This window comes from Massilia pseudoviolaceinigra (genome assembly GCF_030846505.1).
Taxonomy (GTDB): domain Bacteria; phylum Pseudomonadota; class Gammaproteobacteria; order Burkholderiales; family Burkholderiaceae_D; genus Telluria_A; species Telluria_A violaceinigra.
Window position 1 is genome coordinate 41,308 of the sequence record NZ_JAVCWL010000044.1, and the last position, 18,766, is coordinate 60,073.

Consider the following 18,766-nt stretch of genomic DNA (forward strand, 5'->3'; position numbering starts at 1 on the left):
GGATCCTCAGGCTGCGGGATGACGCGCATCGGCGGCAGCGCTAGTGTTGTTCAGTGCGCTCGCAAGCGCCACCCGCTGGGCGCCCTGGGCGCCGAGGCGGTAGATGGCGTCGACCTGCAAGCCCTTCGGCAAGCCGTGGGTAATGAACAGCATCGTGATCTTGCCGCGCAGCGCGTTGATGGTGTGTGCGAATTGCTCGGCGGTAGGGCCGTCGAGGGAACTGGTGGCCTCGTCGAACACCAGGATGGTCGGGCGCTTGAGCAGCGCGCGCGCAATGGCGATACGCTGCCGCTGCCCGCCCGACAAGCCCGATCCGCGCTCGCCGATCTGGGTCTGGTAGCCTTGCGGCAGCGCTTCGATCGCGCCATGAATTTCGGCCATCTTGCAGGCGGCGACGATCTGCTCGAAGCTGGCGTCGGGGCTGGCCATGTGCAGGTTGTCGTAGATGGTGCCGGAAAACAGCACGGTTTCCTGCGGCACGACCCCGAAGTGGCTGCGCAGCTCGTTGGCCGACAGATAGCGGATATCGACCCCGTCGATGACGATGCGCCCCGCGCTCGGCTGGTAAAACCCCTGCAGCAGCTTGGCCAGGGTGCTCTTGCCGCAACCCGACGGCCCCATGATGCCGATGGTCTGGCCGGGCTGGATCGACAGGGACAGATTTTCGTAGACCAGCGGCAGGTGCTCGGCGTACTTGAACGCCAGCCCGTCGATCTGTACCTGGCCCTTGCGGCTGCCGTCGCGCGAAGGAACCAGGGAATACGGCTCGGTGGGTGCGTTCATCAGGTCGCCCAGGCGCGCGACCGACAGGCTGGCCTGCTGGAATTGCTGCCACAAGCCCACCAGGCGCATCATCGGCTGCGACAGGCGGCCCGAAAACATCTGGAACGCCACCAGCATGCCGATCGTGAAGTGGGTGTCGTGCATGACGGTGTAGGCACCGATCGCAAGGATCAGCAAACTCATCAGTTGCTCGAGCAGGTTGGCGCTCGAGTTATAGGTATTGGCCAGCTGTTTCGTGGAAAAGCCCGCCGCCAGGTAACTGGCCAGGTAGCCGCTGTACTTACTGTTCAGTTGCGGCTCGAGCTGGAGCGATTTCACCGTCTCCATGCCGGCGATATATTCCGTCAGAAACGCCTGGTTGCGCGCGCCGAGCTGGAATTGCTCTTGCAGGCGGGTCTGGAACAGGGGCGCGACGATGGCGCTGAGCGCCACGATCACGCTGAGAATGGCCAGCACGAGCAAGGTCAGCGTGACGCTGTAATAGAACATGATCGCCACGAAGATGAGCAAGAACGGCAGGTCCAGTACCAGGGTCACGGCGGCGCCGGCGATAAATTCGCGGATCGTTTCGACACCCTGCATGCGCGCGGCGATCACGCCGGTCGGGCGGTGCTGGAAATACATCGGCGGCAGCTTGAACAGGCGCTCGAAGACGGTCGCTCCCAGCACGGCGTCGACCCGGTTGCCGGTGTGCAGCACCAGGTATTGCCTGACCCACGACAGGGCCGCCGAAAACAGCACGAACACCGCCATGCCGATGGCAATGACGATCAGGGTGCTCTGGGTGTGGTGCACCACCACCTTGTCGATGATCGCCTGGGTAAACAGCGGCGTGGCGAGGGCGATCAGCTGGATCACCAGCGAGGCCAGCAGCACTTCGCGCCACAGCTGCTTGTGCTTCATCAGTTCCGGGATGAACCAGCGAAAGCCGAACCGGCGCGACTTCAGGGTGTCCGCTTCGCTGTCCGGATCGGCGCCGCCCTCGTCGCGCGGAGCGATGCGGGTCACCTGGCCCAGGTAGCGCACGGCCAGATCGGCCAGGGTCATTTGCTTGGGAGCGGGATCGCCTGCTTCCACGATCAGCACGCTGGCGCCGTCGGCCTGCAGGATCAGTGCCGGCATGGCGCTGGCGCCACTGTCGCCGCCGGGCGGCGCTTGCAGCCATGCCACAAGCGGAAACGCTTCGTGCTGCAGCTTGCCCGTCTTTACTTTGCGCAGCGTCGCATCGAAGCCATACACGCCCGCGGCCTGCGTCAATGACGCGACCGTATGCGGGGCGGCCAGCTGTTGCTGCGCAAGTTCGAGGGAAAAAGGCTGTCGGTGAAGCGCGCAAATACCTTGCAACGCCCAGAAAAAGGCGTCTGCCTGTATTTCTTTGTGGTTCATAAAAAACTGCGCTTCCGAGTGAGCTGCCGAAGCAGAAATAAATACAAATTTGGCCCAGAACGATACCTGCAATTTGCGTCAGATTTCATTTTTATAAAAATAAATATTTCCATTCAGTAGCTATTGACAAAATGCATTATTACTTCGAAAAAATAGAGGGTCGATGGCATTTCGACAACATGAAGGCGCTGAAACCGCTGCAGCCCCCCTCGTCAATCAGCTGCGAGCGGCGCCGGGCGGCGGCCGGTCGACTACAATACCGCACGTGCCGTCCGGCGCATGTCAACTTTGGAGGCCCACACGCATGAGTTACGACCTGATGGTTTTCGCCCCGGAAGCCGCACCCAAGAAGCGCGAGGCTTTCCTGGCCTGGTATGACGAACAAGCCGAATGGGGTGAAGGCCATTCCTACGCCGACCCGGCCGTCGCCAGCCCGGCGCTGCAAGCGTTCTACGCCGAGATCGTGCAAACCTTCCCGGCCGTGGCGCTCGAAGACCTGGCCGGCGAGGATGAGGAAAGTTCCGGCACGGACTACACCATCGGCAAGTCGCTCATCTACATCACGTTTTCGTGGGACCAGATCGACGAAGCGCACGCCACCGTCACCCGGCTCGCCGCCAGACACGGCGTGGGCTTTTTCGACGTCAGTTCCGATATCGCCGAAACCTGGCTGCCGGACGGCAAGGGCGACCTGTATATCGCCCATTCCGACTGAGCTTGCAGCACGTTGCCGGCATCTGCTGGCCGCATGAGGCCACGGTCGGGCACATCACGGTGGCCACCAGCCAGCTTTCAGGACACTTTCCTGCCGACCAAGGCGACGACGCGCTGGTCGCCTGCGTGCTGGTCGCGGCCGGCAAATACCGCAACGGCGCCGCGCGCCACTGGTGCCGCACGCATCAGACGTACTGGGGCGTGAAGGCGGACCTGGCCGCGCTGGCGCACGGCGGCCAGCGCCGCTGCGCGCGGCACGCGGAAAAAATGGGCTACGCCCTGCGTCCGCCCGTGATCGACCTGGCGGCCTGCGCCAGCGTGACGGTTTCGCGGGCTCCGGGTGGCGCCATGGAGCTGGCCAGCGTGCCCGCCGCAGTGCAGGCCACCCCGTCCGGGCGCTGCGCGGCAGTGGCGCTTTGCAGCAGCGGCGACCGCGCACTGTTTCCCGGTACCGGCATCGTCCAGGTCAACATCACCCCGCCCGCCCTGCTGGCCTACACACGGGCGGCATCGGGCGCACCGGCGCCCGGCTGCGTCGACTGCGCACGCTGCGGCCATCCACATCTGGACCTGGGCAGTTTCGCGCAAACGCCACACCGGCGCCACTACTGCGGCAACTGCGGCACCGACAGTACCCACAGCCCGGCACCCATGGTCTCCTCGCCCCTGCATGCACTCGCCATCCGTTTCGCCGGCCTGCTGACGTTCGCGTAAGCACCCGCGTTCGATACGCGTATTTCGAGCATGCATTTTCTCTGCGTGCTATAAATTCAATACAGTAACCAGGAGAACAACATGGACGATGCAGACCGCCGTCACGAAGAACGTCGCCAGGACCTCGAAACCGCAGCGCAATTGCACGAAGCCATTGCCTTGCAGCGCGCCTTCGGCAGCGATGCCGCCCAGCGCTTTCTCAAACTGCGCGGCATCGGCGATGAAGTCGCCCAGGACGCGCTGATCGAAAGCTACGACCGCCGCCAGGCCGCACGCCGCTTGCGCGCCGCCGCCGTCAGCTAGCCTGCGCCACCGGCAGGCAGTACGCGATTGCCGCCGGGTGACTACCGGCATGACGGGGACCGCCCGAATGATCCGAGGCGGCCCAGCCCGTTCCCGCGCAGCCGCCGCGGACGCACCAGCCTGCGCTGGCCAGGGACAGGCATGGGCGTGATGTTATTATTCCCTCAACATCCATTTCCCGCCCCTCCCATGAAATTTCTTTTCGGTGTCGCCATTGTCGTTTTGCTGTCCGCCTGTTCGCAAAACCTCGGAAAAAGTGCCGACAGCGCGCAACAGCTTTCAAGAAAGGCCGCCGATGCGGCGCTCGACACGCCAGCGGCCAGACGCTACATCGCCACGCGGCACAAGCTGCTGCTCGAAGCGCCCGAGGCCGATCTGGACAAGCATTTCGACGCCATCCAGGCAGCCTGCCTCAAGCTCGCCTGCGTGGTGCTCAGGGCCGACCAGAACCGGGGCGGCGGCCCGTACAACCCGGCCCAGGCCACGCTGACCGCGCGGATTGCCCCGCACGCGTTCGACAGCTTTCTCGACATCTTGCTCAAACACGGCAAGCTGCGGCAGCACCAGCGCGAAAGCGAAGACCTGACCAGCGAGGTGATCGACGTTGATGCCCGGATCGCCAACCTGACGGCACTGAAAACCCGCATCCTGGACCTGCTCGCCAAACGCTCGGGCAATCTGGAGGAGGTGCTGGCCGCCGAAAAGCAGCTTTCCACCATCCAGGCTGAGCTCGACAGCATCCAGGGCAAGCGCAAGGCGCTGGCAGGACAGACCGAAACCACCCGCGTCGAAGTGACCCTGGTGCCGCAGTCGCTGGCCGCCGCCGGTAGCTGGGCCGCGCCGGTGGTGGAAGCGGCCGGCGAATCGGGGCGCGTGCTCATGTCGAGCCTCGCGACCCTGATCACCGTGACCGTCGCCGTGCTGCCATGGCTGCTGGTCGGCTTGCCTCTGTTCCTGTGGCTGCGCAAGCTTTACCGCAAGCGCAAGGCCCGCCGCGCTCAAGCGGCTATGTAGAACCCGCGGTCCGAGCGCACCCCTAGGCGCTCGAGCACCTGGGCCGGTGCGATCCCCTCCTGCGTAAATTGCTGCTGCACGATTTCCTGGGCCACCGCCATCGCGGCGGCCGTCTTCCATTCGACCATGGTCACCACATTAAATTCCCCGGTGCCGGCATATTGCGTCAATAAATGCTTTTGGCGCCAGCCGGGCAGGCGCTCGAACATCGCCTGGATCTGGCGCATCTGCTCCACGAAGGCCGTCAGCGACGCTTCCGGCACGACAAATTTATCGATGCGAAATACCCCGTCGGACGGGTTCCTGACTGTGTTCCTTGCCATGCGAAATTCTCCTTTAGAATGGTTGCCGAACCAATGCAAGCCAGTCTAAAACATCAAGTTAAGTTGAGGTCAAGGAGTCTTCCGTGCCAGATAAATTCGCACCGGGCGAAGCGTTTCCGACATTGTCGGTGGGCGACGTCGCGCGCCGCAGCGGCGTGGCCGTGTCCACCCTGCATTTCTACGAAACCAAGGGCCTGATCGCCAGCGCGCGCAGCGGCGGCAATCAGCGCCGCTACACGCGCGACGTGCTGCGCCGCATCGCCTTCATCCGGGTGGCGCAGCGCGTGGGGATCAGCCTGGCCGAGATCGAGGCCGCGCTGGCCACCCTCGGCAGCACGGCGCCCAGCCGCGACGACTGGGCGCGCCTGTCGGCCGCATGGCGCCAGGACCTCGACCTGCGCATGGCCCAACTGAAGAAACTGCGCGACACCCTGGATGATTGCATCGGCTGCGGTTGCCTCTCGCTGGAGCGCTGCCGGCTGCGCAATCCGCAAGACAAGCTGGCCAGCAAGGGGCCGGGACCGCACCGCATCTGGATCGGCCAGAGCGCGCACGAGGACGACGCGCCCGGCTGAGCAAGCCCGAACGGGCACCCCACTTTGATCGCGGCGCGCCCGGCGCCTTACAATGGGAACGCCGCCCGACGCGCGCTGTCGAACCAATAGAAAGGGCAAAACACAGGGTGTTTTCGACAATCTTTACACGCGCACTGGATTGAACTATTTACAACCCGCCGGAGCGCTTCCTCTATAATGCGCGTGTTGTCGGCATTGTTATTTACTCAATTCCTCCTGGAGACAGTCATTCAAACCAATTTGCATACCGCGCACGCAGGCGCCCTCGCCTACCGGCCCGATATCGATGGCATGCGTGCGCTGGCGGTCATCGCCGTAATCGTGTTCCATGCCTGGCCGACCTGGTTCGCCGGCGGCTTCGTGGGCGTCGACATTTTCTTTGTCATTTCCGGCTTCCTGATTACCTCGATCCTGATTTCGCAGCTCGAAAAGGGCACGTTCAGCATCGCCGACTTTTACGTGCGCCGCATCCGCCGTATTTTCCCGGCCCTGACCGTGGTCATGCTGGCCACCCTCGCCTTCGGCTGGGTGATCCTGCTGCAGGGCGAGTTCCAGCAGATCGGCAAGCACGCCGTGGCCGGTACGCTCTTCGTGTCGAACCTGGTGCTGTGGAATGAAGCGGGCTACTTCGACAACGACGGCATCACCAAGCCGTTCCTGCACCTGTGGTCGCTCGGCGTCGAAGAACAGTTCTACATCCTGTGGCCGCTGATCCTGTGGCTGGTGTTCTCGCGCAAGCTGCGCTTCCTGTGGGTCGCCGGCGTGATCTTCGTGATCTCGATGAGCGCCAACGTGCTGCTGGTGGGCGACCATCCGGTGGCCGCGTTCTTTTCGCCGCTCACGCGCTTCTGGGAACTGATGGCCGGCGGCGTGGTCGCCTACCTGCACCTGCATCACCCGCAGCGCTTCGAGCGGCACGGCACGGCGCTGTCGCTGGGCGGCGCGCTGCTGCTGGGCCTGGCCTTCTGGCTGACCAATGCGCAGTCGGTATTCCCTGGCTGGTGGGCCATGCTGCCGGTCGGCGGCGCCTGCATGCTGATCCTGGCCGGCAAGAACGCCCTGCTCAACCGCCTGGTGCTGGGACGGCGCCTGCCCGTCGCTATCGGGCTGATCAGCTATCCCCTGTACCTGTGGCACTGGCCGCTGCTGTCTTACGGCCACATCATCTACGGCCAGAAGCCGCCGATCGTGGTCAAGCTGGTCCTCGTGGGCGCCGGCTTCGTGCTCGCTTACCTGACCTACCGCCTGGTCGAAATCCCGCTGCGCGAACGGCGCGACCGCAGCCGCACGACCTGGTCGCTCGGCCTGGGCATGGTCGCCATTGCCGTGCTCGGTCTGACGATCAGCACCAGCCTGCTGCGCGAACGCATCGATACCCATGGCGCCGAGCCGTATCTGGCGGCTTTGAACGACAGCCAGTTCCCCGGCCCGACCCTGGCGCCGATGCGCTACGACGGCGTGGTGTTCCAGAAAGCCGTCAGCCGCGGTCCGGGCCTGACCGTGTTCCTGGGCGACTCCGTGGTGCAGCAGTACGGCCCGCGCATCGAACACGCCGTGGCCAGCGATCCGGCGCGCTTCAGCAGCGTCATCTTTGCCACCGCCGGCGGCTGCCCGCCGATCGAGCACACGGTGCGCCTGCCGCAGTTCCGCTTCCCGCTGTGTCCGAAGACGGTCAAGGCGGCCTACGCGCTGGCCAACAGCCCGGAAGTCGACACCGTGGTGGTGGGCGCGGCCTGGTACGGCTACTTCAACGCCGGCCAGCACGAATTGCTGTATGAAAAGGGCGCGCTCAAGAAAACCTTCCCGGCGGCCGATGCGCAGGAACTGGCCTACGAGTCGCTGCGCGCCAGCATGGCCAACCTGCGCAAGAACGGCAAGCGCGTATTCCTGGTGCTGCAGCCGCCGTCCGGTTCCGCCTTCGATCCGCAGTCGATGTACACCGGCTCGCGTTTCGGCGCCATCGCGCCGGTGCCCAAGGTGCCCGTGTTCGACCTGGCCGACTACCGCCAGCGCAACGCCGCCCCGCTCGCCCGCCTGACCGCGATTGCCGCCGACACCGGCGCCATCGTCATCGAACCGGCCCAGTTCATGTGCAAGGACAATGTCTGCCCGGTGCTCGACGAGACCGGTTCGCCGCTGTACACGGACACCATCCACATGCGTCCCGCCTACAGCCGGCGCGCCGCCAGCTTCCTCGATCCGACCATGCTGCGCGCTCCGGCAGGCGCCAACGCGGTCACCCAGCCGCTGCCGACGGCCCTGGTCAAGCCGCCACCGGCGGGCTGATTCGCCGCTCAGCCTTCGCCGGTCCCGCCCGTCGCGGCGGGACCGGCCATCTGCACGCGCCAGCCCAGCAGGCGCCACGCGGCCCAGGCCGACAGCACCGCGCCCAGCATCAGCACCAGGCGCGTATCGACCAGGGTCAGCACCGAGCCGACCAGCGCCATGACAATATTGGCCAGGCAAAACGTGGTCGACAGCAAACCCATCACCGCACCCTGCCCCAGGGCGCCGAAACGCTCGGCGCACCAGCCCGGCACGATGGCGTTATAAAACGCATTCGGAATGCCGAACAGCACGATCGCCACCAATCCCAGCCACACATTGCCCAGCGCCAGCGCGGCAATGGCGGCGGCGCCGCCAAAAGCGCTCCAGGCGGCCCGCTGCAGTGGCGCAATGCGGCTCGGGCGACCGGCGAACACGGCCGTAAACGTCATCACCGCGCACAAACCGGCCGTGATCCAGGCGATGCCGGGCGCGCCGTAGCCGGGAAATTCCACCAGCCACAGGGGATAGAATTCGTAAAACGCCGTCACCCCGCAGGTATAGGCGAACTGGACGATGAACAGCTTGCGCAGGTCGGCGTGGCGCAGCAGGTGAAACGCATGCTGGTGGCGCGCCACGTACCACCACGAGGTAGTGGCCAGCGAGGCCGTCTCGCGCGGCAGCACCGCCGCCACCAGCGCCGTGGTCAGCACCAGCGCGCCGGCGGCGATCCAGAATGGCACGGCGATGCCCCACACCACGGTGGCGCCGGCCAGCAGCGGTCCGGCCAGCCAGCCCAGGTAGAAAGCGCCGTTCAGCCAGGACAGCGCGCGCACGCGCAGCTCGCCCTCGAGGCGGTCGGCCAGCATGGCGCGCACCACGGCGCCGTTGCCTTCCAGCAGACCGGTGCCGAAGCGGGCCAGGATAAACAGCGGATACGATTCGAGCAGCAGCGCCAGCGCCGTGAGCACATGGCCGAGGGCGGCGCCGAAGGTGGTCACCATCAGTACGGGGCGGCGGCCATAGCGGTCCGACAGCGGCCCGAGCAAGGTATTGCCGATCAGCAGGCCGAGCGGATTGATGGTCAGGGCCAGGCCGAACAGCATCTTGGGCGGCAGCCCGAGGAAGGAATTGAGGCCGTTGCTGGCGCCCGAGGCGAACAGCGGCGGCAGGATGGGATATGGCAGCGCCGCGCCGATGGTCGAGAACAGCCCCAGCAAGCAGGCTGCGGCAATGAGGAGTTTGATGTGCATGCGCGCGAACATACATGCACGTCAGAAATAAGTAAACGGCAATGTTTATTTTTTGCCGCCAGCGCAGGAGCGCGCTGCCGCGGCGACCGGCCCGGGCGGGCTGGTCGCGTGGAACGGTGGCTAAGCGATCAGTCGAGCTTCCAGGCGTAGTCGACCTTGGTCCAGGTCTGGGCCGGGGCGCCATCCTTGGTGCCCGGCTTGAACTTGCACGCGCTGATCGACTTGATGGCGGCCTTGTCGAGATTCTTGAAGCCGCTGGTTTTTTCCAGCTTCGATTCGACCACCGAGCCGTCCGGGCCGACCAGGAAGGACATCGACACCGTGCCCTGTTCCTCGTTCATCAGCGAGGCCTTGGGATACTCGGCCTTGCACTTGCCGGCATCGAAACTGGCCGGTACTTCGGCCGCCGCGGCGGTGCCGCACACCAGCAAGGCGCCAATCGCACTCATCAAACGCGTAGAGGTCAACATACAATTTCCCTGGAAATAAGGTACAACCGCGCGCCTGTATCACGTCGGCGCTAACGCTGCAGTTTGCACTGCACCTGTCCATCCACCCTGCCCTGGCTTGTGGGGCCGGCCGGGAAGCGGATCAGAATTCTTCCCATTCATCGCTGCCGCTCGTGGCAGCCGCCTTTTTCGGCCTGGCGGGCGCTGCCGCTGCAGCCGGCGCCGGACGCTTGAGGACCGGCTTGGCCACGCGCAGCGGCGCTGCCTTGGCCGGACGGGCCGGCACTGCCGCCGCCAGCGCGGCAGGCGCGGCGACATGGGTTTCTTCGCCTTCGATCAGCTTGAAGATGCTGACCACGTGCGCCAGCTCGCTGGCCTGGTCCTGCAGGCTCTGGGCGGCGGCGGCGGCCTGTTCGACCAGGGCCGCGTTCTGCTGGGTCATGCTGTCCATCTCGATGATCGACATGTTCACCTGCTCGATGCCGGCGCTCTGTTCCTGGCTGGCGTTGGCGATCTCACCCATGATGTCGGTGACGCGCTTGACGCTGGCGACGACTTCATCCATCGTCACGCCAGCCTGGCCGACCAGTTTGCTGCCGCGCTCGACCTTCTCGACCGAATCGCCGATCAGGGTCTTGATTTCTTTCGCCGCCGCCGCGGAACGCTGCGCCAGGTTGCGCACTTCCGAGGCCACGACCGCGAAGCCGCGGCCCTGTTCGCCGGCACGGGCCGCTTCCACCGCCGCGTTCAGCGCCAGGATGTTGGTCTGGAAGGCGATGCCATCGATCACGCCGATGATGTCGACAATCTTGTTGGCCGAGGCGTTGATCGAACCCATCGTGTCGACCACTTGCGACACCACGTCGCCACCCTTGCGGGCCACGTCCGAGGCGCTGGCGGCGAGCTGGTTCGCTTCGCGGGCATTGTCGGCGTTCTGTTTCACGGTCGAGGTCAGTTCTTCCATGGCCGAGGCGGTCTTTTCCAGGGCGCTCGCTTGCATTTCAGTACGCGAAGACAGGTCGATATTGCCGGCCGCGATTTCACGCGACGCAGTGCCGATGGTTTCGGTGCCGCCGCGCACCTGGCCGACGATGTCTTTCAGGCTGTTGCGCATTTCGCGCATTTCCATCAGCAGGCTGCCCTTGTCGGCGCCGCTGGTATCGATGCGGACCGACAGGTCGCCATGGGCGATGCTGCTGGCGATCCTGGCGGTGTAGTCCGGTTCGCCGCCGAGCTGCTTGAGCAGGCCGCGCGTGATGAAGACGGCCGCGATACCGCCCAGCAGGATGGCGACGCCGCCCAGGATCAGCATGGTCAGGCGGGCGTTTTCAAAACCGTTTTCGGCATCTTTCTGGGCTGAGCTATTGAGCTTGTCTTCGAGGGCGGCGAGCTGTTCCAGCGCGTCCATCCATTTTTTCTGGACCGGGCGGATTTCCTTGATCATCACGCGGGTCGCGTCTTCGGCCTTGTCGGCCATCCACAGTTCGGACGCCTTGGCCAGGGCCGGCATGGCCAGCGCTTCATGTTCCTTGATCTGAGCCAGCAAGCTCTTTTCCTCGGCCGAGGCGCCGCTGGCGAATTTCTCGCTCAGTTTTTTCTGGGCGGCATCGTACTTGGCCGTCTGTTCCTTGATGCGCTTCATTTCCGGTTCCATGTCGCCCGAATCGGTCATCAGGGTCAGGATCCGCAGCGACACGATGCGCTCGCTGACATTGGTGCGCATGTCGATCACCAGACGGGTCACCACATTGTTGACGCCGACGACGTTATCCAAACGGGCCTGGATCTGCGCCATGCTGATGATCCCGACGATGGTGACCGCGACCAGAAAAGACAGGACCAGGAGAAATCCAAGACCTAAACGGGTGCCGACCTTCATGTTGGATAAATTCATTTCGCGTCTTTTCTATGGAACGGTTGATCGATTAGTCAGGGTCACCGCGCGTACTGTGCGGTCCTGCTGGGACCGGCTTGATGCTGTCTTTGAAGAAACGCTGGCTATCTGCGTTCCATTTAGGATAAATCAAAACAGTGACTGCGCATGCAAAAAAGTTGATTTGAGAACGAATTGTTTCAGTGCAACAACAGGCAAATTGGTGTTGCCGCAAATCACAAAACGGGCAAAAGATGAAGGGATTATAGAGGCATTTTTTGCTATATAGCAAGCAAAAATGCATATGCGCAATTGAGAGAGTTTTATGGATGTAACTACAGAGCGCGGGGGGAAGACAGCGCGCATGCCCAGTCAAGGCCGGGCATGCGGTGGTGGCGAAAGCGAGGGTGGCAGGCGTGGCTGCCGGGCGGGGGGAGACGTGGCCCGGTCCTGCGCTCCTGCCATGCGGCGCGGCGCTGCGGCGGCCGGCGCTGCGGCGCCCGACGCTACGGCGCCCGACGCTACGGCGCCCGACGCATCCCGGCCGCCGCTTCCAGCAACAGATGCGGATCGGCTGCGGCCAGGCGCTTCGGGTCGGACATCACCTGGCGGAAACTGCGCGCGCCACCCAGCCCGGCCATCAGCCCCAGCATGTGGCGCGTGATGGTGTTCAGTTTCAAGCCGCGCGCCGCATGCTGCTCCAGCTGCGCCTGTATATAAGGGATCATCGCGGCCAGCACTTCCTCGCGCGTCTTGACCGGCGCCGTGTCGCCGTAAAAGCGCGCATCGTACTCGGCCATGACATACGGATTGTGATAGGCCTCGCGCCCCATCATTACGCCATCCACATGCGCCAGGTGCAGCGCGATCTCGTCGGACGTCTTGATACCGCCGTTGATGATGATTTCCAGGTCCGGAAACTCGCGCTTGAGCTGGTACGCCACCTCGTACTTGAGCGGCGGAATCTCGCGGTTTTCCTTGGGCGACAAGCCCTTCAGGATCGCATTGCGCGCATGCACGATGAACGTATTGCAGCCGGCATCGGCGATGGTGCCGACGAAATCGCGCACGAAACCGTATTCCTCGTTGCGGTCGATCCCGATGCGGTGCTTGACGGTGACGTCGATGGTAACGGCGTCGCGCATGGCTTTCACGCAATCGGCCACCAGTTGCGGTTCGGCCATCAGGCAAGCGCCGAACGCGCCCTTCTGCACCCGCTCGGACGGGCAACCGCAGTTCAGGTTGATTTCGTCGTAGCCCCATTGCTGGCCCAGTTTGGCGCTGGTGGCCAGGTCGGCCGGATCGCTGCCCCCCAGCTGCAGGGCGACCGGATGCTCTTCTTCATTGAAGCGCAGATGGCGCTCGACGTCGCCGTACACCAGCGCGCCGGTGGTCACCATCTCGGTGTAGAGCCAGGTATGGCGCGTGATCTCGCGGTGGAACTTGCGGCAGTGCCGGTCGGTCCAGTCCATCATGGGCGCGACAGAGACTCTTCTGCTTCGGTAAGTGCTTGATTTCATACTATATTTCGTTATTATTGCGCTTGTATCGCTCCGTCACTCATGCTCGGTGTGCGGCAGTGTGGTTTCCTGCGCGCTCAGGACGGAGAAATGACGGGTGGCGTTTATTGGAAAGAGGAACGGAAGCTGGGTGGCTGATGTGCGCCGGACGGGCCACAAGTCGGCGAGCAAATCATTCCCGACAAAAACCCATAGCGGCCGGGTGGGCGCGCCGCTTCGGGTCCGACATGGATGCGGCTACCTGCCAGGATGGCCGCAGCCTGAATTCTATTACATTCCGGCGCCTGATCGTCGGGCACCCCGAGGAAACCGGCAAGCTCAAGCCGGGCGAACGTTTCGCGGTTGGCGCTGTCGAACATGATACCGATGGTGGCAAAGCGCGCCAGGCAAGGCATACTCTTCCGCAAACAGGAATGGCAGTGCAGATGACAACCCCAACGACGAGATCGATGCAAAGCTCGACGCCTCCGAGGCGCGGGTTGATGCGCGCCTGGCGAATGTCGATGTCAGCGTGAAGACTGGCTTCGCAGAGCTGCGCACTGCCTTTGCCGAACTGTGTACCGACATGGCCAGGCAAATAGGGGAGTTGCGCGCCGAGATGGAAAAAATGCGCGCCGAGATGCACAAAGACATGAAAAATATTGTCAAGTGGGTCATCGGCTTTGGCCTTGCCAACATTGGCGCCATATTTGCGGTCTCAACGATGGCGGAGAAACCGACGTCGCAAGCTTACGTGCGGCCGCCGCCCATCATCACCATTCCCCAGCCGGCCGCGCCACCGGCAGCGCCTGCGCCCGCGAAGTTGCCGCTTCCCGAAGCAAGCTTCCCGAGCGGGTTTTTACGTCCGTGGTTTCCCTTCGAATCCGGATCGATTGCTTCCCGTCCAGCCACGCACGCCCCTTCGTCAGGCCGCCGGCACCAGTCCCGCCGGCGCGCGCTGCGAGGGATACCAGCGCGCGCGCAACTGCATGAACGGGGTCTCCACGCAGCGAAACAGCAGCCAGCCGGCGAAGATGCTGATGGCGAACAGCAGCAGCACGGTCAGCGGCGCGTTGACATCGATCTTCATGTCGCGCAAACGCGGCGCGGCGACCATGAAGATCGGTTTGTGGATCAGGTAGATGGCGTACGACCACAGGGCCAGCTGGGTCGCGCCGGGCACGCGCACGCGGCCGAGCAGCGACGTCGGGCTGAGCGCCGCCATGACCAGCAGGGCGTAGCTGATGGCAACCAGCGAAAAGCCGAAGGTGGTCGAGAGCATCGTATCGGGCCATTCCTGTTTCACGCAATACAGCGTGGCGACGACGGCGGCCAGCCCGGCACCGAGCAGCAGGTTGCCCTTTGCCAGTATCTTTTCGTACAGGGCGCCATGAAAGTTCTTGAGCATGGCGATGGCCACGCCCGGCAGCAATTCGTCGAAGCGGCACCAGGTGGAGTAATACGTCTGCGCCGAAAACGCATCGTACTCGTGCAGCACAAAAGCGCTGCCGCGCGCCAGCATGCCGGCGGCGATGGCGCCGACGATGAGGCACCAGGCGACGGTAAGCGGCCGCTTGCAGCGCACGACCGCGAGCGTCACCAGGGGAAGCGCCAGATAAAATTGTTCTTCGATACACAAGGACCAGGAATGGGTAAACGTTTGCCCATAAGCCAGACCGAAATTCTGCGTGAAGGTAAGGAATTGCCACAGCGGCGGGGTGCTGGAGCCGCCGAGCAAGCCCGGCAGCAGAAAATACAAGGCCAGCATGAAGTAATAATTCGGCAAGGTACGCAGCAGGCGCTTGGCGAAAAACGCCTTCAACGAAAATGCTTCCTTGCGCGCGATCGCCGACAGGATCTGGTTGCCGATCAGATAGCCGCTGAGCACGAAAAACAGGTCCACCCCGGTCCAGCCGACGCTGCCCACCACGCCGAAGGTATCTTTGCCGCTGACAAAACCACCATAATGAGACATCAACACGAGCGCAATGGCGACGGCGCGCAAGGTATCCAGGCCGCTGGCGCGGATGAAAGCATTGTTCGGGGGCATACCATCTTGGTTGGTTGAGTTGGGAAAGTGCGTGTCGCGCGCAGCGCGCCGTGCCGGGATGACAATGATAAGCCAACACGAACCGGCTGCGCAGCACTTATCCGGAGGCGGCGGACGGCAGGCGCCGCCCGCGACCGGCCACCGTGCGCTATGCAGACTGGCGCAGCGATAAGCAGTGGCGCGCTTCGGTCCTGAATGCGGGGGCGTCCATTTCCGCGCCGGGGTAGTCCGGCAGCCTCTCGATCATGCCCGCAAACTGGTTCAGCGCCGCGCTGGCCTGCTCCAGCAAGGCATTCAGGTCGCCCTGCGCGCCGCCGGCCAGGAAGGCGGCCAGGGTCTGGTCGATCTGGCGAGCAGCCCGCAGTGCCGCCAGATAGTCGCGCCGCAGCCCCTCCTGTCCGGCGCGCGCATCGAAATACACCATCGCCGTCGCTTCGCAGTCGGCAAAGCGGGCCGGCGTGCCATCCCAGGCGGTCATCGTGCCATTCCCCATCCAGGTGGAAAGGACGTTGGCGATGCCGTTGAGCCGCTGGACCGCGAAGATGAAATATTGGATGCGTCGAAGGTCATCCGATCCGATGGAAATCATGGTCTTTCTCCTCACAGGCGAAGGCTTAATGGGGGAACCTGGCAATGCATTCTTGCCACAGCTGCTGAAAGAGCAACAAGTTCTGCTCCATGCAGATGGTCGGATCCCGGACCATGGTGCACACCTGATCGCGCATGATCTCGAAGGTTTCGCTCGCAGCGGACAGGCAACTCATGCGCGTGGGCAAATTGGTCGGGTAGCGCGGGCCGCCGCCGTAGCTGTCGCCGTTTCCGCCACCGCCGTCTCCACCGCCGTCTCCACCGCCGCCGGAGGGAGCGCCATCGCCGGGCGTCCAGCCGGTGCCGCCGTAGGGTGCGCCGCCGCCGCCACCTCCGCCACCGCTGTCGCCGCCTCCCCCACCCCCGCGCCCGGTGCAAATGGTCTGTTCATCAGGCGCGAGACGGCATTCCCAGCTCTTTTCCTGCCAGCCCACGATGGCAATCAGTTTTCTGTTGAGGGCATCCGGCGCCGAGGTCGCCACCGCCATGCCCGCGGCAGTGGAGAGCGCCGCCGACGTGAGCTGCGCCTGCTTGCCGGGGGGCGCCGCCATCCGATTGTCAAGCGCCGGCGCCGGCGCCATGTGCATGCGCTGGCCCGAGGAACTGTCGATCGATACCAGGACACCAGCCTGATACACCGCCCGTTGCACCTGTCCATCGGAAAACTCGATCCGCTCGAGCCGCTGGTCGTCATCGTAGTAATAGCTGGCGAACCTGCCGTCCGAATGGTAGATGTTGGAGAGCCGTCCCTCTTTATAGAAGTAATGCGTGCTCCGGTCATCTGTCAGTCTGGCAATCAGTCGCTCCCCCTTCATGACTAATGTTTCCCCGCCCACAACGGTGGTGCGGACGACATCGGCAGGGCGCTGTGTCGTCGATGGCGGCTCGGCCCCGGCGCCGTGCGTCAGACAGACCATGGCGAGCGATAAGACAGATGATTTAAGCAAACATTTCATGATAACTCCCCGCAAGATGAAAGAACCTCATCTTGGCGCGCGCTCAGTGGTCGGGGTTTATCCGTTCTCAATCGGGTCATGCATTCACTAAGTCATTCATTACAAAGGGAAATATCGTTGCGGCAGGGTGCTCCCCCACCACAACGGAAAAATAAGTCAATTTATTTCCGTACGGCACTTAATGACTTCAAAGAAACGGTCGTCTTGTACTTGGGAGAGCGCGAAGCAACGCGACTCCGAAGTTCCCACCCCCTACACCTGGAGTTTGATCATGCTGAGCCTTCACACTAACAACGCTGCCCTGTCCGCACAAAATTCGATCAACCGCACCCAAGGCAGCCTGTCGACCTCGATGACCCGCCTGTCGACCGGCTACCGCATCAATTCGTCGATGGACGACGCCGCCGGCCTGCAGATCGCCACCCGCCTGAAAGCCCAGACCAGCGGCATGGCTGTTGCGATGCGCAACACCCAGAATTCGACCTCGATGCTGCAGACCGCTGAAGGCGCGCTCGACGAAGTAAGCAATATGCTGGTGCGTATGAAGGATCTGGCCACGCAAGCAGCCGATGCCTCCTCGACCGCAGCCGACAAGACCGCGATGCAGTCGGAATACGATGCCCTCGGTACCGAACTGAACAACGTACTGACCAACACCTCCTTCGGCGGCGCCAAGCTGCTCGTCGGCGGCACCATCGCTTCGGCCATGACGTTCCAGATCGGTTCGAGCACCAGTGAAAAAATGACCGTGGACATGTCCACCAGCATGGGCACCCTGGTCACCGACGTCACCGCCACGACCGCCAACTACACCACCCCGAACTCGGTTGGTACCGAACTGACCGCCGCCGGCACCGCCTCGACCACGATCGACAAGCTCTCGACCGCGATCGCCTCGATCGGCACCGTGCGTTCGTCCCTGGGCGCTTCGGCCAACCGCCTCGAACACGTCTACAACAACCTGTCGAACATCAGCACCAACAGCAAGGCCGCAACCGGCCGCATCATGGACGTCGACTTCGCCAGCGAAAGCTCGAAAATGACCACCAACCAGATGCTGCTGCAAGCCGGCACCGCCATGCTGAAACAGAGCAACAGCATGTCCTCGATGGTCATGTCGCTGCTGCAGTAATCCGCACTCAGCCATAGGAACCGCGCCCGGCTGAGCTAGCCGGGTTCCCCGGAAAGCCAGCCGTCCACCCGGCTGGTTTTTTTTCGTCCTCCCGCGCCGCGTGACCAGAGTGACAACACGCAAATTTATTTCGAATATATTTCCATGCGGCACTTAATGACCCGCATGAAAGTGTCGCCTTGTATTGATGAGAGCGCGACACCAGTGCGGCTCCGAGAAGCAACCACCCAACCCCAGGAGTTTGACCATGCTGAGCCTTCACACCAACAACGCTGCCCTGTCCGCGCAAAATTCGATCAACCGCACCCAGGGCAGCCTGTCGACCTCGATGACCCGCCTGTCGACCGGCTACCGCATCAATTCATCGATGGACGACGCCGCCGGCCTGCAGATCGCCACCCGCCTCAAAGCACAGACCAGCGGCATGGCCGTGGCGATGCGCAACACCCAGAATTCGACCTCGATGCTGCAGACCGCTGAAGGCGCGCTCGACGAAGTGAGCAACATGCTGGTGCGCATGAAGGATCTGGCCACGCAATCGGCCGATGCCTCCTCGACCGCGGCCGACAAGACCGCGATGCAATCGGAATACGATGCCCTCGGTACCGAACTGAACAACGTGCTGACCAACACGTCCTTCGGTGGCGCCAAGCTGCTCGTCGGCGGCACCATCGCCTCGGCCATGACGTTCCAGATCGGTTCGAGCACCAGTGAAAAAATGACTGTCAACATGAGTGCCAACATGGCCACCCTGGTGACCGACGTGACTGCCACGACCGCCAATTACGTTGCCCCGAACACGGTCGGCACCGAACTGACCGCCGCCGGCTCCGCCTCGACCACCATCGACAAGCTCTCCACCGCCATCGCCTCGATCGGCACCGTGCGC

General features: G+C 63.5%; 17 protein-coding genes. 8 read left to right on the top strand and 9 right to left on the bottom strand.

What is annotated here, in order from left to right:
• Positions 1–6 precede the first annotated feature (6 nt).
• Positions 7–2,040 carry a peptidase domain-containing ABC transporter gene (locus RBA40_RS30120; protein WP_374710565.1) on the bottom strand — a complete coding sequence of 678 codons (2,034 nt, stop codon included), beginning with the start codon at positions 2,038–2,040 and terminating at the stop codon, positions 7–9.
• 433 nt (positions 2,041–2,473) lie between these two features.
• Between RBA40_RS30120 and RBA40_RS30125 the strand changes: the two genes are divergently transcribed.
• The 4 genes from RBA40_RS30125 (at position 2,474) to RBA40_RS30140 (ending at position 4,914) form a co-directional block, all read left to right on the top strand.
• Positions 2,474–2,884 carry a hypothetical protein gene (locus tag RBA40_RS30125; RefSeq protein ID WP_306652303.1) on the top strand — a complete coding sequence of 137 codons (411 nt, stop codon included), beginning with the start codon at positions 2,474–2,476 and terminating at the stop codon, positions 2,882–2,884.
• Positions 2,885–2,886: 2 nt separating this feature from the next.
• Positions 2,887–3,597: a hypothetical protein gene (locus tag RBA40_RS30130; RefSeq protein WP_306652305.1), complete on the top strand. Its 711-nt coding sequence runs from the start codon at positions 2,887–2,889 to the stop codon at positions 3,595–3,597.
• Between the two features lie 81 nt (positions 3,598–3,678).
• Entirely contained in the window at positions 3,679–3,900 is a 222-nt protein-coding gene (locus tag RBA40_RS30135) for a hypothetical protein (RefSeq protein ID WP_306652306.1), read from the top strand.
• Positions 3,901–4,089: 189 nt separating this feature from the next.
• On the top strand, positions 4,090–4,914 hold the full coding sequence (locus tag RBA40_RS30140) for a DUF4349 domain-containing protein (protein ID WP_306652308.1): 825 nt from the start codon (positions 4,090–4,092) through the stop codon (positions 4,912–4,914).
• Here the strand turns inward: RBA40_RS30140 and RBA40_RS30145 are convergent.
• Positions 4,899–5,237, bottom strand: coding sequence for an antibiotic biosynthesis monooxygenase (locus RBA40_RS30145; protein WP_306652309.1), 339 nt, complete (start codon positions 5,235–5,237; stop codon positions 4,899–4,901). The two genes, RBA40_RS30140 and RBA40_RS30145, sit on opposite strands and share 16 nt — an antisense overlap.
• 83 nt (positions 5,238–5,320) lie before the next feature.
• Between RBA40_RS30145 and soxR the strand changes: the two genes are divergently transcribed.
• Positions 5,321–5,812: a redox-sensitive transcriptional activator SoxR gene (soxR, locus tag RBA40_RS30150; RefSeq protein ID WP_306652310.1), complete on the top strand. Its 492-nt coding sequence runs from the start codon at positions 5,321–5,323 to the stop codon at positions 5,810–5,812.
• A 240-nt stretch (positions 5,813–6,052) separates the two neighbouring features.
• Positions 6,053–8,098, top strand: coding sequence for an acyltransferase family protein (locus RBA40_RS30155; RefSeq protein ID WP_306652312.1), 2,046 nt, complete (start codon positions 6,053–6,055; stop codon positions 8,096–8,098).
• 8 nt (positions 8,099–8,106) lie between these two features.
• Here RBA40_RS30155 and RBA40_RS30160 read toward each other — a convergent pair whose 3' ends face one another.
• The 7 genes from RBA40_RS30160 to RBA40_RS30190 all read right to left on the bottom strand — a co-directional run bounded on the left by RBA40_RS30160 (position 8,107) and on the right by RBA40_RS30190 (position 16,745).
• Positions 8,107–9,330 carry an MFS transporter gene (locus RBA40_RS30160; RefSeq protein WP_306652313.1) on the bottom strand — a complete coding sequence of 408 codons (1,224 nt, stop codon included), beginning with the start codon at positions 9,328–9,330 and terminating at the stop codon, positions 8,107–8,109.
• A 128-nt stretch (positions 9,331–9,458) separates the two neighbouring features.
• Complete coding sequence (locus RBA40_RS30165) at positions 9,459–9,800, bottom strand: energy transducer TonB (RefSeq protein ID WP_306652314.1); 342 nt, start codon at positions 9,798–9,800, stop codon at positions 9,459–9,461.
• 121 nt (positions 9,801–9,921) lie between these two features.
• The gene (locus tag RBA40_RS30170; RefSeq protein WP_306652315.1) at positions 9,922–11,673 is read right to left on the bottom strand and encodes a methyl-accepting chemotaxis protein; all 1,752 of its coding nucleotides are present in this window, start codon (positions 11,671–11,673) and stop codon (positions 9,922–9,924) included.
• 500 nt (positions 11,674–12,173) lie between these two features.
• Positions 12,174–13,172: a tRNA dihydrouridine(20/20a) synthase DusA gene (dusA, locus tag RBA40_RS30175; RefSeq protein ID WP_306652317.1), complete on the bottom strand. Its 999-nt coding sequence runs from the start codon at positions 13,170–13,172 to the stop codon at positions 12,174–12,176.
• Positions 13,173–14,076: 904 nt separating this feature from the next.
• Positions 14,077–15,201, bottom strand: coding sequence for an acyltransferase family protein (locus tag RBA40_RS30180; protein ID WP_306652318.1), 1,125 nt, complete (start codon positions 15,199–15,201; stop codon positions 14,077–14,079).
• Between the two features lie 148 nt (positions 15,202–15,349).
• Entirely contained in the window at positions 15,350–15,790 is a 441-nt protein-coding gene (locus RBA40_RS30185; RefSeq protein WP_306652320.1) for a hypothetical protein, read from the bottom strand.
• A gap of 25 nt (positions 15,791–15,815) precedes the next feature.
• Positions 15,816–16,745 carry a hypothetical protein gene (locus RBA40_RS30190; protein WP_306652322.1) on the bottom strand — a complete coding sequence of 310 codons (930 nt, stop codon included), beginning with the start codon at positions 16,743–16,745 and terminating at the stop codon, positions 15,816–15,818.
• A 271-nt stretch (positions 16,746–17,016) separates the two neighbouring features.
• Between RBA40_RS30190 and RBA40_RS30195 the strand changes: the two genes are divergently transcribed.
• Entirely contained in the window at positions 17,017–17,877 is an 861-nt protein-coding gene (locus RBA40_RS30195) for a flagellin N-terminal helical domain-containing protein (RefSeq protein WP_099874647.1), read from the top strand.
• A 247-nt stretch (positions 17,878–18,124) separates the two neighbouring features.
• On the top strand, positions 18,125–18,766 hold a 642-nt coding region (locus tag RBA40_RS30200), incomplete at its 3' end, for a flagellin N-terminal helical domain-containing protein (RefSeq protein WP_306652323.1).

Bases quoted from the DNA above. Each gene is read 5' to 3' on its own strand.
- RBA40_RS30125 (WP_306652303.1), top strand. From the start codon at position 2,474: ATGAGTTACGACCTGATGGTTTTCGCCCCGGAAGCCGCACCCAAGAAG.
- RBA40_RS30135 (WP_306652306.1), top strand. From the start codon at position 3,679: ATGGACGATGCAGACCGCCGTCACGAAGAACGTCGCCAGGACCTCGAA.
- RBA40_RS30140 (WP_306652308.1), top strand. From the start codon at position 4,090: ATGAAATTTCTTTTCGGTGTCGCCATTGTCGTTTTGCTGTCCGCCTGT.
- RBA40_RS30145 (WP_306652309.1), bottom strand. From the start codon at position 5,237: ATGGCAAGGAACACAGTCAGGAACCCGTCCGACGGGGTATTTCGCATC.
- RBA40_RS30160 (WP_306652313.1), bottom strand. From the start codon at position 9,330: ATGCACATCAAACTCCTCATTGCCGCAGCCTGCTTGCTGGGGCTGTTC.
- RBA40_RS30165 (WP_306652314.1), bottom strand. From the start codon at position 9,800: ATGTTGACCTCTACGCGTTTGATGAGTGCGATTGGCGCCTTGCTGGTG.
- RBA40_RS30170 (WP_306652315.1), bottom strand. From the start codon at position 11,673: ATGAATTTATCCAACATGAAGGTCGGCACCCGTTTAGGTCTTGGATTT.
- dusA (WP_306652317.1), bottom strand. From the start codon at position 13,172: ATGAAATCAAGCACTTACCGAAGCAGAAGAGTCTCTGTCGCGCCCATG.
- RBA40_RS30180 (WP_306652318.1), bottom strand. From the start codon at position 15,201: ATGCCCCCGAACAATGCTTTCATCCGCGCCAGCGGCCTGGATACCTTG.
- RBA40_RS30185 (WP_306652320.1), bottom strand. From the start codon at position 15,790: ATGATTTCCATCGGATCGGATGACCTTCGACGCATCCAATATTTCATC.
- RBA40_RS30190 (WP_306652322.1), bottom strand. From the start codon at position 16,745: ATGAAATGTTTGCTTAAATCATCTGTCTTATCGCTCGCCATGGTCTGT.
- RBA40_RS30195 (WP_099874647.1), top strand. From the start codon at position 17,017: ATGCTGAGCCTTCACACTAACAACGCTGCCCTGTCCGCACAAAATTCG.